At 60.6% G+C, this 13768-nt stretch carries 10 protein-coding genes; 6 read left to right on the top strand and 4 right to left on the bottom strand.

Features of this window, described 5'->3' with window-relative positions:
* Window positions 1-14: 14 nt before the first annotated feature.
* From ATY80_RS09615 to ATY80_RS09600, 4 genes are all read right to left on the bottom strand, one after another.
* Window positions 15-2258, bottom strand: a complete 2244-nt coding sequence (locus tag ATY80_RS09615) for a glycoside hydrolase family 2 TIM barrel-domain containing protein (RefSeq protein ID WP_088692204.1) — start codon at window positions 2256-2258, stop codon at window positions 15-17.
* A 148-nt stretch (window positions 2259-2406) separates the two neighbouring features.
* Window positions 2407-3318 carry an SMP-30/gluconolactonase/LRE family protein gene (locus ATY80_RS09610; protein WP_088692203.1) on the bottom strand — a complete coding sequence of 304 codons (912 nt, stop codon included), beginning with the start codon at window positions 3316-3318 and terminating at the stop codon, window positions 2407-2409.
* Between the two features lie 100 nt (window positions 3319-3418).
* Window positions 3419-4240 carry an SDR family oxidoreductase gene (locus ATY80_RS09605; protein WP_088692202.1) on the bottom strand — a complete coding sequence of 274 codons (822 nt, stop codon included), beginning with the start codon at window positions 4238-4240 and terminating at the stop codon, window positions 3419-3421.
* An 86-nt stretch (window positions 4241-4326) separates the two neighbouring features.
* Window positions 4327-5514, bottom strand: a complete 1188-nt coding sequence (locus tag ATY80_RS09600; protein ID WP_088692201.1) for a phytanoyl-CoA dioxygenase family protein — start codon at window positions 5512-5514, stop codon at window positions 4327-4329.
* 94 nt (window positions 5515-5608) lie between these two features.
* On the opposite strand from ATY80_RS09600, the gene ATY80_RS09595 reads away from it, so the two are divergent.
* The 6 genes from ATY80_RS09595 (at window position 5609) to ATY80_RS09570 (ending at window position 13728) form a co-directional block, all read left to right on the top strand.
* Window positions 5609-6631: a LacI family DNA-binding transcriptional regulator gene (locus ATY80_RS09595; protein ID WP_088692200.1), complete on the top strand. Its 1023-nt coding sequence runs from the start codon at window positions 5609-5611 to the stop codon at window positions 6629-6631.
* A 62-nt stretch (window positions 6632-6693) separates the two neighbouring features.
* The gene (locus ATY80_RS09590) at window positions 6694-7911 is read left to right on the top strand and encodes an adenylate/guanylate cyclase domain-containing protein (protein ID WP_088692234.1); all 1218 of its coding nucleotides are present in this window, start codon (window positions 6694-6696) and stop codon (window positions 7909-7911) included.
* Between the two features lie 125 nt (window positions 7912-8036).
* Window positions 8037-8468 carry an OsmC family protein gene (locus ATY80_RS09585; protein ID WP_088692199.1) on the top strand — a complete coding sequence of 144 codons (432 nt, stop codon included), beginning with the start codon at window positions 8037-8039 and terminating at the stop codon, window positions 8466-8468.
* A gap of 291 nt (window positions 8469-8759) precedes the next feature.
* A complete protein-coding gene (locus ATY80_RS09580; RefSeq protein ID WP_088692233.1) occupies window positions 8760-9368 on the top strand; it encodes a TetR family transcriptional regulator in 609 nt (202 codons plus the stop codon).
* A gap of 52 nt (window positions 9369-9420) precedes the next feature.
* A complete protein-coding gene (locus ATY80_RS09575; protein ID WP_088692198.1) occupies window positions 9421-10557 on the top strand; it encodes an efflux RND transporter periplasmic adaptor subunit in 1137 nt (378 codons plus the stop codon).
* Between the two features lie 24 nt (window positions 10558-10581).
* The gene (locus ATY80_RS09570) at window positions 10582-13728 is read left to right on the top strand and encodes an efflux RND transporter permease subunit (protein ID WP_088692197.1); all 3147 of its coding nucleotides are present in this window, start codon (window positions 10582-10584) and stop codon (window positions 13726-13728) included.
* The last annotated feature ends 40 nt before the right edge of the window (window positions 13729-13768 follow it).

Raw genomic sequence — 13768 nt, 5'->3', positions numbered from 1 at the left:
CACCGCCAATATGCTCAACTGGCCGTCAGTTCGATCTTGACCGCAGGGAAGCGGTTGCAGCTTGCCTGTACGCTGATTGCACCGGTCAATCCGGTCGCCTCCAACCAGAAGCCCGCCGCGCCCCCCTGCAGCGGAACCGATGCCGGCCCGACAATTTTTGCAGGCCCGTCGACCTGCAGGGTGACATTGTCGTTCATGAAGGGAAGGCGCTGCCCCTGCTGGTCAAGCGCGCGGATGATGACACGGGTGGTGTCGCGTTCGCGGGCCTTTAGCGTTGTGCTGTCGGCAACGAGCCGCAGCGTCGTCGGTAATGGATCGGCGACAAGCGTCAATTTGGCGACAGGTTCGCCGTCAATGTAGCCGGTGAACTCGCCGTCGATCCATTCAAGCCCCCACGTTCCAAGCTCATCAGGCGTGAAATGACGGTGGTCGATAACGATAGGCGGGTGCGGCAGGTGCGGGTAGTTCTCGCGATCCGGGCCGATCCGCTTCGTCACTGCGCCGTATCGCAGTTCTATCTCGTCGCAGTTGGTGAGGATAATCAGCGGCAGTACGCCACCGATATTGCGCTCCCCACGAGCCCAGAAGGTGACCGGCTTCATCACGATCTCTTCGGAAGGATCGCATTGGCTCGCATAGACATAGGCTGCAAACTTCGGCTCGCGGAACATGTCCATGACGCCGTGGTAGCAGATCCGGTCGCCCGAGCCGAAGTCCTTGTGAGTGTTGTAGTCGAACATGCACCAGCCGATCGCACCCGCGATGTCAGGATCGCCGTAAGCGGCATTCAGCACTTCGAGATGCCGGCGCACATGCTCTGCCTGGCGGGCCTCCTGGTCGTAGATCTTGGTGGGATACATGTGTCCACCAAATTCGGTGATCATATACGGCACCTTGTATGACAGGCCGGTCGATTCCTGCTGCGGGCGGAGCGCGGTGCGCGGGCGGTTGTTGCCGGGCAGCTCCTCGTTGCCGAGGATGAAGTCGTTCATCGTATGGACGTCTTCGAGCAGTTCGCTGTCCGTTATGTAGCGGACGCCGCCGGTCTGCCGCGTGCGGTCGAGTTCACGGGCAAGCCGGTTCGTTTCGACGTAGAAGTCATGGCTGTCCTGCGACTCGTTGATGCGAACGCCCCAGATGATGATCGACGGATGATTCCAGTCGCGCTCGATCATGCGGCGCACGTTGCGGATCGATTCCTGCTGCCATTCGACGTCGCCGATATGCTGCCAGCCCGGAATTTCCTCGAAGACCAGAAGGCCGATGCGATCACACCGATCCAGGAACCACTTCGATTGCGGATAATGCGAAGTGCGGACGATATTGCACTTCAGTACGGATTTCATGATGTCGGCGTCACGCTCCTGGGCCGATCTGCCTGCGGCATAGCCGACATACGGAAAGGCCTGGTGGCGATTGAGACCACGCAGCTTGAGCCGCCGCCCGTTGAGAAGAAAGCCTTCGGTCGTGAACTCGGCGGTGCGGAAGCCGAAGTGCGACGAGACGCGGTCGGAACCATGGCTTGTCTTAAGGTCGACGGTGACTTCGTAAAGTGTGGGATTGTCGATATCCCAGAGGGCTACGCCGGCAAGGTCATCGAAAGAGAGCGTAAGGTCTTCACCGGTGGTTTCCGCAGAAGCCGTGGCGAGCACGCGCCCGTCCCCATCCTTTAGCGATGCCGATACCGAGCCCAGGAAGGTCAGTTGTTGCGGATTGGCAAGATCGACACGCACGCTTGCCGACTTTTCCTCTGACAGGACGTTGTGGGTCTCGATCTTCAGGTTGCCGATGGACACCGGGTCCGTGACCTTCAGCCAGACGTCGCGATAAATGCCGGCATAGGTCAGGTAATCGATACGGCCGCCGAAGGGCGGAATCGCTGGATTTTCGCTGCCGTCAATTTTCACGGTGACCAGATTGTCGCCCATCACCAGCTTGCCGGTGAGACGTGCTTCGAACGGTGTGTAGCCATCCTTGTGGGCGATGATCTCTTCGCCGTTCAGATAGACGACGGCATCGGCCATGGCAGCGTCGAAGACGAGCGAGACCTCGCGACCCTCAAACTCGGGCATCCAGCGCAGGACCTTTTGATAGGTGAATGCCCGCTGGTAACTTGTCTCGTCGAAGTAGTTGAACGGCAGTTCAACGGCCGTATGCGGCAGGCTGACGATCGCCGCGCTGTCGAAGCCCTCGAGCAGACGTTGGCCGAAACCTTCGTGGAAACTCCAGCTCTCGTTGAAAGAGACGACAGAACGCATCTCAGGCTCCCATGAAAAAGGCGTTGCGAACGGATTGGCATCCCTGAAGGGCGCGTGAAAACTCAAGCATCGATGATTCTTTCCGGGTGGAGATGCCTAGCTCGGTAGGCAGCGCTGACGTCCTGGTTCGATGGCGCGCGATGCTATCCTATGGATACTGGGCGCCGTTGGTGGTGGTGTAAATCGAATACAGCGATTGGGTGGCGGTGATGAACAGGCGGTTCTTTTTCACGCCACCAAAGGCGATGTTCGAGACCGTCTGCGGCACCTTGATCTTGCCGAGCAGCGTGCCGTCGGGCGCGAAACAGTGAACGCCATCAGCCGCGCTGGTCCAGAGATTGCCGCTGACATCAAAACGGAAACCATCCGGCACGCCGCTGTCAATTGAGCAGAAATACCGGCTGTTCGTCAGCTTCTTGCCGTCGACAACATCAAAAACGCGGATGTGGCGCGGGACCTCATGGTTGGAGGAGCCGGAATCGGCGATGTAGAGCTGCTTCTCATCAGGCGAAAAGGCCAAGCCGTTGGGCTGGATGAAGTCGGTAACGACAGCCTCGATCTCACCGGTCGGAGCGTCGATGCGATAGACGTTGCGGGTTTCTTGTTCGGGCTCTGCCTTGTGACCCTCATAGTCGGACATGATGCCGTAGGTCGGATCGGTGAACCAGATCGAGCCGTCCGACTTGACGACGACGTCGTTCGGGGAATTCAGGCGCTTGCCTCTGTAGCTGTCGGCCAGCACCGTGATGCGGCCATCGAATTCGGTGCGGGTGACGCGCCGGCCGCCATGCTCGCAGGAAATCAACCGACCCTGGCGGTCGCGCGTATTGCCGTTGACGTAGTTCGAGGGAGAGCGAAAGACCGAGACGCAGCCGTCGGGCACCCAGCGCATCATCCGCTCATTGGGGATATCGCTCCAGAGCAGGCAATTCAGATCGGAGAACCAGACGGGACCTTCGGCCCAGCGGCAACCGCTGTAGAGTTCCTCCAGCCGGGCGTTGCCGACGATCAGGCCACGGAAACGGTCGTCACGGATGTCATAGAGCGCATCTTCCGACACAGGTCAGCTCCTCCCAAAGCGATGTGACGCCCTTCGTAAACGTAAACGGTGATGTGTTCCAGAGCCCGGCGTTGGCAAAAGCGTCAGGCTCTGCATTTTTTCAGAGAGCTGTGTCCGGATGCGGCGAACCGTCATAGGCGCCCCAGATCGACTGGTCGAAGCAGATCATCGAGCCGGTCATGAGGCCGGATTCCGCCGCGGAGAGATAGGCGCAGGCGCGTGCCACTTCCTCAGGATCCACGAGACGGCCGAACGGCTGGCTGGCGGCCGCCTTTTCCAGCCAGTCAGCCGGTGCGCCGTGGAATTCCCGCTGAATGCGATCCTCACCCTCTGAGGCCATCCAGCCGATATTGAGGCCGTTGACCCGGATGCGGTTGCGTAGAAGCGCGTAGGCTGTGTTCTTCGTGAGGGTTTCCAGGGCGCCCTTCGAGGCGCAATAGGCGGCAATGAAGGGCTGCCCTGCCTTGGCAGACATGGAGCCGATATTGACGATGGTTCCCTCGATCTTCTCGCGCCGCATCACCTTCACCGTTTCCTGTATCAGGAAGAACGGCGCGCGCACGTTGATGGCGAACATGGCGTCGAAGAGTTCCGGACTGGTGTCCAGAATGGTGCCGCGGTCGGTGATGGCGGCCGCATTCACAAGGGCATCCACGCGGCCGAACGTCTGGTCGCAGACATGAACGACGTTTCGAGCGTCCTCGACCTGCCCGAGATCGGCCTTGACGTACACGACCTTGACGCCCGTGGCGGCAGCGATCTCTTCGGCTTTCGCCTTCCCCTTCTGCTCGTTGCGGCCGCAGATGACGAGGCCCTTGGCACCGCGCTCGGCAAAGAGGCGGGCGATTGTTGCCCCGAGTCCCTGTGTGCCGCCGGTCACGATGGCGATCTTGCCGTCGAGGCGGGTGTGGTCTGTTGTCATGTGTCTCCTCCTTTGAATGATGGCCTATATGCCGAAAGCTCCCGGCACCGTGGGCGCCGGGAGCTGATGTCGTCAATGCGGATGCGTCAGCTTAGTCGCCGCTCGCTCTGTTGCGCCAGTGCCGAGAGGAACCGCGCGTCATCCCAATTCTCCTCAAGCGCCTCGTGCATCAGCTGCGTTTGCGTCTTCGGGGCAAGGCCGCCAAGCGGTGGGTCGCGGTCGAGGTTGGTCGGGAACGAGTAGCCCTCGGCGCAGGCAGCAACCGCGTTGCCGATCTCGGTTTCGGACAGCTTGCCCCTGAGCGCCTTCAAGGCCGGAAACAGCTTGGCGCTCATGCGCTCGCGATTGACAGTCTCCATCGCGCGGCCGAATGCGGAGGAGACCTGCAGCAGATTGGCGACGCGCTTGATGTCTGTCGACCGGTTCGTACCGGCTGCGTGGAAGAGGGCCGGATTGAAGAACACCACGTCGCCCTTTTCGAGCGGCAGCTGCACATGATGGGTCTCGAAATAGTCCTTGAACTCCTGGCGCTTGAGCGCGAGGTAGCCCGGCTCGTAGGTCTGGCTGTGCGGCAGGAAAAGGGTAGGGCCGCTTTCGAGCGGCATGTCGCAATGAGCGACCGCGCCCTGCAACGTCAGTACCGGGGACAGCCTGTGCACATGCGCCGGGAACCGCTCGATCACCTTGGATGACTGGAAGCCAAGATGGTAGTCGCGGTGAGCGGATTGTGCCGCGCCGCCCGGATTGACCCGGTTGACCTGGGCGGTCATTTGATAGCTTGGGCCGAGCCAGGCTTCGCTTGCGATCGCGACGATCGGATTTGCGTAGTATTCGGCGAAGTTCTCGGGGTCGGCGAGGCAGTGCTTTTCCAGCGAGTTCCAGATGCGGTCATTGGCGCCTGGCTTGGCAAAGTGATCGCCGCCGCCGGTTGCCGTACGGTGCTGCTCCTCGATAATCTCGTCGAATATTGCGCTGGCGCAGTCGATGACACCGGTATCTCTGTAAGCGCGCTTGAAGACGACGACGCCTGGGCCCTCGCCGAAGGCTTCGCAGATCTCGGCGAAAACCGCTCTGCGGCCTTCAGGACTGGCGATCGCTGCAACGACCTTGGCGCTGTCATAGATCAGAATGTTCTTTTCCACGGCGTCAGCCGTCGGATAGTCGGCCAGTGCCGTCGTCTTCTCGGCAACCTTGCGGAAGTCGCCGAGATCGCAGGAATCCTCGGTCAGCCAGACGCGATCGGCGCGCAGTTTCCGTAGGTTGTCGGTTTTCATCAGGTGCTCCTCCCTTTCCGATGAGGGCACTATACGCCGCCGGCTGGTGTGTTATAGATCAGAAATCCATCAAAAAACCATCAACACGGATTGCATGGCACATCGGTTTCTCGTCAAGGATATCGCCTTCCAGGCCGGGTTGAGTACCGCGACCGTGGATCGCGTTCTCAATGGCAGGAGCGGCGTCAGGCATCAGACGATGATGCGGGTGCAGGCCGCGATTGCAGAGCTGGAGAAGCAGCAGACCGGTGGCGAGGTGAGTGGACGCAAGCTCGCCATCGATGTGGTCATGGAAACGCCGGAACGCTTCAGCACTGCCGTTCGCGATGCCTTCGAGGCGGAGGTTGCCACGTTCCTGCCGATGGTGTTCCGGTGCCGTTTCCATTTCGCCGAGGTGATGAAGCAAACAGAGTTGGTGCAACTGCTCGACCGGATCCGGCTGCGCGGCACCAACGGCATCGTGCTGAAGGCGCCGGATGTTCCTGATGTCGCCGCGGCCGTTTCCCGCGCCACGGAGGCGGGGATTCCCGTGGTGACGTTGGTGACGGACCTGCCGAATTCGTCACGCACCGCTTACGCAGGCGCGGACAACCGGGCAGCCGGCGAGACGGCCGCCTATCTCATTGGGGAGCATTTCGGCGACGAGCCGGGGCGCGTGCTCGTCACGCTCTCCAGCGGTCGCTTTCGCGGCGAGGAGGAGCGGGAGATCGGCTTTCGCCGCCTGCTGCGCGAAAGCTATCCGCGGATCGGCGTGACCGAGATCAGTGAAGGACACGGCACCGATGCGGCGACAGGTACGCTGGCCATGCAGGCTATCGCGGCGGACCCGGCGATCAATGCGGTTTATTCCATTGGCGGCGGAAATCGGGCGGTGGTGGCCGCCTTCGAAGCGGCGCAGCGGCCAGTCCGTGTCTTCGTTGCGCATGATCTCGATGCGGACAATCGCGCTCTGCTCACCGCTCGCAAGATCAGCTTCGTGCTGCATCATGATCTGCGCACGGACGCCCGATCGGCCTTTCGCGCCGTCATGAGCCGATCGATGAGAGGCGGAATTGCGCCTCCGGCATTGTCGGCGGTGGAAATTGTTACACCTTACAACATGCCTGTCTTGGGTTGAGCTTTGCCTTTCCCTTGTCGGCGAAATCGCGATACAGCTTTCGCACCAGCGAGGGAAACGGCATGGAATACAGTGAGATAGGAACAGTTGCGGCCTGGCTGACGGAGCAGGGGCTGAAAGGCGCCTCCGAGGCGGAACTCCTGACCGGCTTCTGCAACATCTGCCGCGAGCGGGGCCTGCCGCTCGATCGCGGCATGGCGCTGATGGACACGCTCCATCCCGTCCACGAAGGTCGCGCCTTTCGCTGGGACAGCCGCGAGGAAATCGAAGCCGAATTCGAGTACGGCCCCTCCAGCGAAGGTACGGCGCTGGAGAGTTGGCAGCGATCCGCCTTCTACTATCTTTGGGCCGGCGAAGAAAACGAGGTCAGGCGGCGCATCGGCTTCGGCGATCCAACCGACTTCGTCATGCTCGAATCGATGCTCGAGCAGGGCCACACCGACTTCGTCGCGATGGTCCATCGTTTTGCCAAGGCAGGCACGATCGGCGAAATGGATTGCTTCTTTTCTCATTTCGCAACGCGCCATCCGGAGGGCTTTTCCGATCACGACCTCGCGATCCTGCGAAAGCTGGTGCCGGTGCTGGCGCTTGCGATCAAATGCATCGCATTGGCCCGCATCGCCAGGACGATTGCTGAAGTCTACCTTGGTGACGACGCCGCGCGGCAGGTGCTGGAAGGCAAAATCACGCGCGGCAAGTCGGAGCGTATCTCGGCAGCTCTATGGTTCTCGGATCTTCTGAATTACACCAAGATATCGGACAGCGCGCCGCCGGAAGAAATCCTGCCGATGCTGAATGCCTACAGCGATGTCGTCATTTCCGCGATCCACGAGGCGGGCGGCGACGTGTTGAAGCTGATCGGCGATGGGGTCCTGGCTATCTTCAAGGCCGACGAGCCGGCCGATGCCTGCTGCGCGTCGCTGCAGGCCGAGCGATTGCTACGGCAAAAGCTGAAGGTGTTGAACGATGAGCGCGCGCTCGAGGGACGCCCGACGACGGAGGTTTATATCGGTCTGCATATCGGTGATGTCTTCTACGGCAATATCGGCAGCCGCGAGCGCCTGGACTTTACGGTCATCGGGCCTGCCGTGAACGAGGTTAGCCGGATTGCCTCGATGTGCCGATCCGTCGATTTCAACGTGCTGATGTCGTCGGAATTTGCGGCCACGATCCCCGAGGGTGAGCGCGGCGCTTTGGCTTGCGTCGGTCGCTATGCGCTTAAGGGCGTCAAGCGCGCCCAGGAACTCTATACGCTTGACACGGCGCGAATGGAGATCTGATCGCCTTTAAGGTGCCCGCCTCGAAGAAATTTCACGGCGTTGTCGCCTTCTGCCGATAGAGGATTATATCGCGTTAAAGAGGCGATGCCTCTTTCAGCTTCCTCTAACCCGGATAGGAGAACGGCATGCAGATCAATCGTACAGGTTCAGCGCAGTGGTCGGGCGGTCTGAAGGACGGCAAGGGGCAGATTTCCACGCAGAGTGGCGCGCTCAAACACTATCCCTACGGTTTTTCGAGCCGCTTCGAAGGTATCCCAGGTACGAATCCGGAGGAGCTGATCGGGGCGGCGCATGCGGGCTGCTTCACGATGGCACTGTCGCTCATCCTCGAAGAGGCGGGCCTCAAGGCGACCGATATGGAGACGACGGCAAAGGTGACGCTTGAAAGCGTGGAGAGCGGTTTCGCGATTACGGCGATCCACCTTACGCTGACCGGCACGGTTCCGAACACCGATGAAAGGACATTCATCGAACTCGCCAACAAGGCCAAGACCGGATGCCCGGTGTCGAAGGCACTCTCGGCTGTTCCGATCTCGCTGGAGGTCAAGCTTGCCTGAGCGATGACTTAAGACCGAGTGCCGCGCATTGATGCCGGCACTTGTCGTCTGCCTGGTCTTTTAAGTTCCATTTTATCGCAGCGTCATGCCCCGCAGCTTAGGTTGGCGGGCGATGTCGTGCGCCTTAGCCTTCCCACATTATTCCGAATTCCGATCCAACTTACTGACCGCAGCCCTTTAGCGGCGTCGGGACGGCGTTGCATTCCGAGAAAACCTTGACAAATTACGATTGATATTTTACGACTGACGAAATTCGAAAATCGTCAGTCGTAAGTGAGGTGTCCGAAATTGATCAGCGATGCTGCGGAAAATACGATCGAAGTAGTCCGTCAGGAGAATGTGACGCGCATTCTCGACGCTGCCGAACGGCTTTTCCGTCATTACGGATATACGAAGACAACGGTTGCCGACATTGCCCGCGATCTCGGGATGTCGCCGGCCAACGTCTACCGCTTCTTTGCCTCAAAGGTGGAGATCCACCAGGCGATCTGCGGCCGCATGCTCGCTGCCAGCTACCAGATGGCCTACGACGCCTGCCACCTGCCCATCAGCGCGTCCGATCGGCTGCGCAAATTCGTGCAGGGCCAATACCAGATGACCGTCGAGACCATGCTTGACCAGGAAAAGGTGCATGAGATGGTCGTCGTCGCCATCGAGCGTGACTGGCACGTCATCGAAAAGCATGTCGACAGTATTCATGAATTGCTCGCCGATGTGATCCGCGAAGGGATCGCTGCCGGCGAGTTTGCCGAGCAGGATGCGGATGTTGCCTCACGCTGCTTCGGGGCGGCCACCGTTACCCTCTGTCATCCGCAGATGGTGGCGCAATGTCTCGCCAAGACCAACCGCGCCACCGTCGACGAACTGGTCGAGTTCTCCATCAGGGCGCTGAAGAAATAATTCGCGGCAAGGGCCGCAGATCAACCGATAACCTATTTCAGGAGTGCGAAAGATGATTTCGCTGAAGACAGTCCAGTTGCCGTCCTTTGTCAGTCTCGCGCTCCTTGGCGCCGTTGCGTTTACCGTATCCGGCTGCAGCGAAGAGAAGAAAGCCGAGACGAAAGAAATCATCCGGCCGGTCAAGGTCGTGGAGATCGCACAGGCTGGCGATACGCGCGCGCTGGATTACTCCGGTGCGGTGAAGGCTCGCGTCGAGATGAATCTCGGCTTCCGCGTCGCGGGGAAAATCACCGACCGCCGCGTCAACATCGGCGATCGCGTCAAGCCGGGTGATTTGCTCGCCGAGATCGATCCGACCGACTATCAGTTGGCGGTCAAGACCGCCGAGGCAAACCTGGCCGCTGCCGAAAAGGGTGTGGGAACCGCCGATCTGGCCAACAAGCGTGCTCAGCAACTCTTCGACAAGAGCGTTACGGCAAAATCGCAGATGGAGCAGGCCGCGCTTAGCTATGATCAAGCGGTCTCAACGCGCGATGCAGCGGCGTCGTCACTCGATCAGGCCAAGAACCAGGTCGCCTATACGGAGCTCAAGGCTGACCGGAATGGCATCGTAACGTCGATCAGCGCGGATACCGGAGCCGTTGTCGCGGCAGGTACACCTGTCGTCACCGTCGCGCTCGACGGCGAAAAGGAAGTGCAGATTGCTGTTCCGGAAAACGACATAGCGCAGTTCAAGTCGGGCAAGACGGTCAAGGCCAGCTTCTGGTCCGACAACAAGCTGGTGCTCGATGGCAAAGTGCGCGAGGTTTCCGGCAGTGCCGATGCGCAGTCACGGACTTTCGCGGTTCGCGTCAGCCTTCCGACCGACGACCGCGTGCTGCTCGGCATGACGGCGACGATCGAGGCTGCTATTGGCAATGCCGAGACCAACGTTGCCATTCCGCTCAGTGCACTTGCCGAGAAGGACGGCAAGAAGATCGTCTGGGTCGTCGACCGTAGTGCGTCGACCGTCCATGCTCGCGAAGTCAAGGTCTCGGATTTCACCGGCGGCGGCGTCCATGTCGCCGACGGGCTGAAAACTGGCGATCTCGTCGTTGCGGCCGGCACGCAGTTCATGACCGAGAACCTCAAGATCAAGCTGCCGGAACAGCAGTCGGCGCAAGCCGAAACCGGCGACATCATTCGCTAAGGCCCGGCAGGAAAGGATACGATCATGGACAACTCGACCGCCGAGAAGCGTCCCTTCAACCTGTCGCGCTGGGCGATTGGCCATCCAAGCATCGCGCGCTTCCTGTTCGGCTTGATCATCATCACCGGCGTGCTCGGCTTGATGCGCATGGGCCAGAAGGAAGACCCGGATTTCACCTTCCGCGTCATGGTCGTACAGGCCATCTGGCCAGGTGCTTCCATCCAGGAAATGGAAGACCAGGTCGTCAACAAGATCGAGCGCAAGCTGCAGGAAACCCCCCACATCGACTGGGTCAAATCCTATACGCGCGCGGGCAGCGCCATCATCACGCTGCAGGTCAAGGGTGATACCAATTCGGCCGACGTGGCCGACGCGTTCTATCAGGTCCGCAAGAAGGTCGGCGACATCTCCAATGAGCTGCCGGAAGGGCTGCTCGGGCCCTATTTCAACGACGAGTTCGGCGACACCTACATCACACTGCATTCGATCAGCGGCGATGGCTACAGCTATCCCGAGCTGAAGAAGTTCGCGATCCAAGCGCGCGACATGCTGCTGACGACGCCTGGCGTCGAAAAGGCGGTGATCATCGGCGATCAGCCTGAGAAGATCTACATCGACGTGTCCTCGAAGGCGCTGGCTGAACGCGGGCTGACCGTGCTCGACCTGCAGAACGCGATCAAGGGTCAGAACAGCGTCGATCCGGCCGGTTCTGTCGATACCGGCACGCGCTCGGTGCGCATTTCCGTCGAAGGAGACGTGACGAAAGCCGAGGACATCCGCGAGCTGCGGCTGAAGGCTGGCAATCAGGTAACGCGTCTTGGTGATATCGCCACGGTCTATTCCGGCCTCGAAGATCCCTATCAGCGTAAATATCGCTTCAATGGTCACGAGAGCGTCCAGGTCGGCGTCGTCATGGCGAAGGGCTTCAAGGTGACCGATGTTGGCAAAGACGTCGAAGCCACTTACCAGCGCTTCGAGGGATCACTGCCCTACGGCGTGGCGGTCGACCAGATTTCCAACCAGCCCGACGTCGTCACTGACGCGATCAGCGAGTTCATGCATGCGCTTGGCGAAGCATTGGTCATCGTGTTGATCGTCTCCTTCCTGTCGATCGGCTGGCGCTCGGGTCTCGTCATCGCGATCGCCATCCCACTCGTGCTCGCTGCGACCTTCGCCATCATGTATGAGCTCGGCATCGACCTGCAGCGCATTTCGCTCGGCGCGCTGATCATCGCGCTCGGCCTGCTGGTGGATGACGCGATGATCGTCGTCGAACTGATGGAACGAAAACTCGAGGAGGGGCTTGTCAAGATCGAGGCGGCGAGCTTCGCTTATTCTTCGACCGCCTTCCCGATGTTGACGGGTACGCTGATCACCACTGCCGGCTTCATTCCCGTTGGCTTTGCGGCGTCGACGGCCGGTGAATATGTGCGCACGCTGTTTTATGTCGTCGGCATCGCGCTCGTCGTCTCGTGGTTCGTGGCGGTCTATTTCACGCCATGGCTCGGCTACATGATCCTGAAGCAGCGCCATCATGCGGGCGAGCATCACGATGCCTTCGACACACCCTTCTATCACCGCCTGAGAGCGACGGTCAGTTGGGCCGTGCGCCATCGCATCATCGTCATTGCCATGACGCTGGTGACCTTTGCGACCAGTCTCTGGGCGTTCCAGTTCATCCCGCAGAACTTCTTCCCACAGTCTTCGCGCCCGGAAATTCTCGTCGACCTCTGGCTGCCCGAAGGCACCAGCATCAAGGAAGTTGAGACGCAGGCAAAGGCGCTCGAAGCCAAGATCATGGATGACAAGGACAAGAAGTTCGTCGCCACCTACATCGGCGAGGGCGCCCCGCGCTTCTTCCTGCCGCTCGACCAGCAGCTTCGCAATCCGAACTTCGCGCAGCTGCTTGTCATGGCAAACGACGAGCCGGCGCGTGAACGGCTGATCGTGAAGCTGCGGACCATCCTTGCGGAAGACTTCCCAGATATCCGCGGCAAGGTGGATCGTCTGTTCCTCGGTCCGCCTACGGGCTGGCCGGTGCAGATGCGCATCATGGGGCCGGATCGCCAGGAAGTCCGCAAGATCGCCGACGAGGTAAAGGCAAAGTTCCAGGCCAATCCGCTGCTCGGCGCGATCCATGACGACTGGCTGGAGCCGGTGCCGGCGATGAAGCTGGTGATCGACCAGGACCGTGCCCGCGCGCTCGGTGTCACCTCGCAGCGTGTTCGTCAGATGCTGCAGACGGCTGTGTCCGGTGCGCCGCTTGACGACTTCCGCGACGGCGAGGAGACGGTCTCGATCGTTGCCCGCGAACCGGAGGCCAACCGGTCGCTGCTGTCGGCGGTCAATTCGGTCTACGTACCGACGGATTTCGGCGGCTTTGTCCCAGTCTCGCAGGTTGCCAAGGTGGTGCCGGTTCTGGAGCAGGGGATCGAATGGCGGCGCGACCGTCTGCCGACGATCACCGTGCGTGCAACGCTGCCGGACGGCGTGCAGTCCAACGATGTCGTCATGAAGATGTATGCCGACATGCAATCGCTGCGTGACAGCCTTCCGGCCGGCTACAAGGTCGAGATCCAGGGCGGCGCGGAAGATTCCGCTGAAAGCCAGGCCTCGATCGCGGCCAAGGCGCCGATCATGCTCGTCGTCATCGTCATCTTGCTGATGGCGCAGCTGCAGCACTTCGGCAAGGCGATGCTCGTGCTGGCGACCGGCCCGCTCGGGATCATCGGGGCGGCCGCAGCCCTGCTGATATCGGGCGCACCGTTCGGCTTCGTCGCCATCCTCGGCGTCATCGCACTTCTCGGCATCATCATCCGCAACTCGATCATCCTCGTCGACCAGATCGACCAGGACATCAAGGCGGGGATGAACAGGCAGGAAGCGATCGTCGGTGCCGCGGTCAGACGTTTCCGCCCGATCATGCTGACGGCGCTGACGGCTGTCCTGGCGCTGATCCCGATCTCGCGTGGTGTCTTCTGGGGCCCGCTGGCTTACGCCATGATGGGTGGCATTCTGGTCGCGACGGTGCTGACGATCCTGGTGCTGCCCGCTGCCTACGCCCTGTTCTTCGGCAAGGAGCCGAAGACATCAGGAGCGCAGGTGGATGTTGCCAATGGCAATGCACCAGAGGCGGAAACCGCGCACCCGCCGGCGATGGCGGCTGAATGAAAAAGGATGGCGCGGTGAGAACCGCGCCATTTTCTTTTGT

The sequence above is a fragment of the Rhizobium sp. R711 genome, assembly GCF_002211365.1.
Lineage (GTDB): Bacteria > Pseudomonadota > Alphaproteobacteria > Rhizobiales > Rhizobiaceae > Rhizobium.
This window is presented reverse-complemented; position numbering and strand designations above follow the sequence as displayed.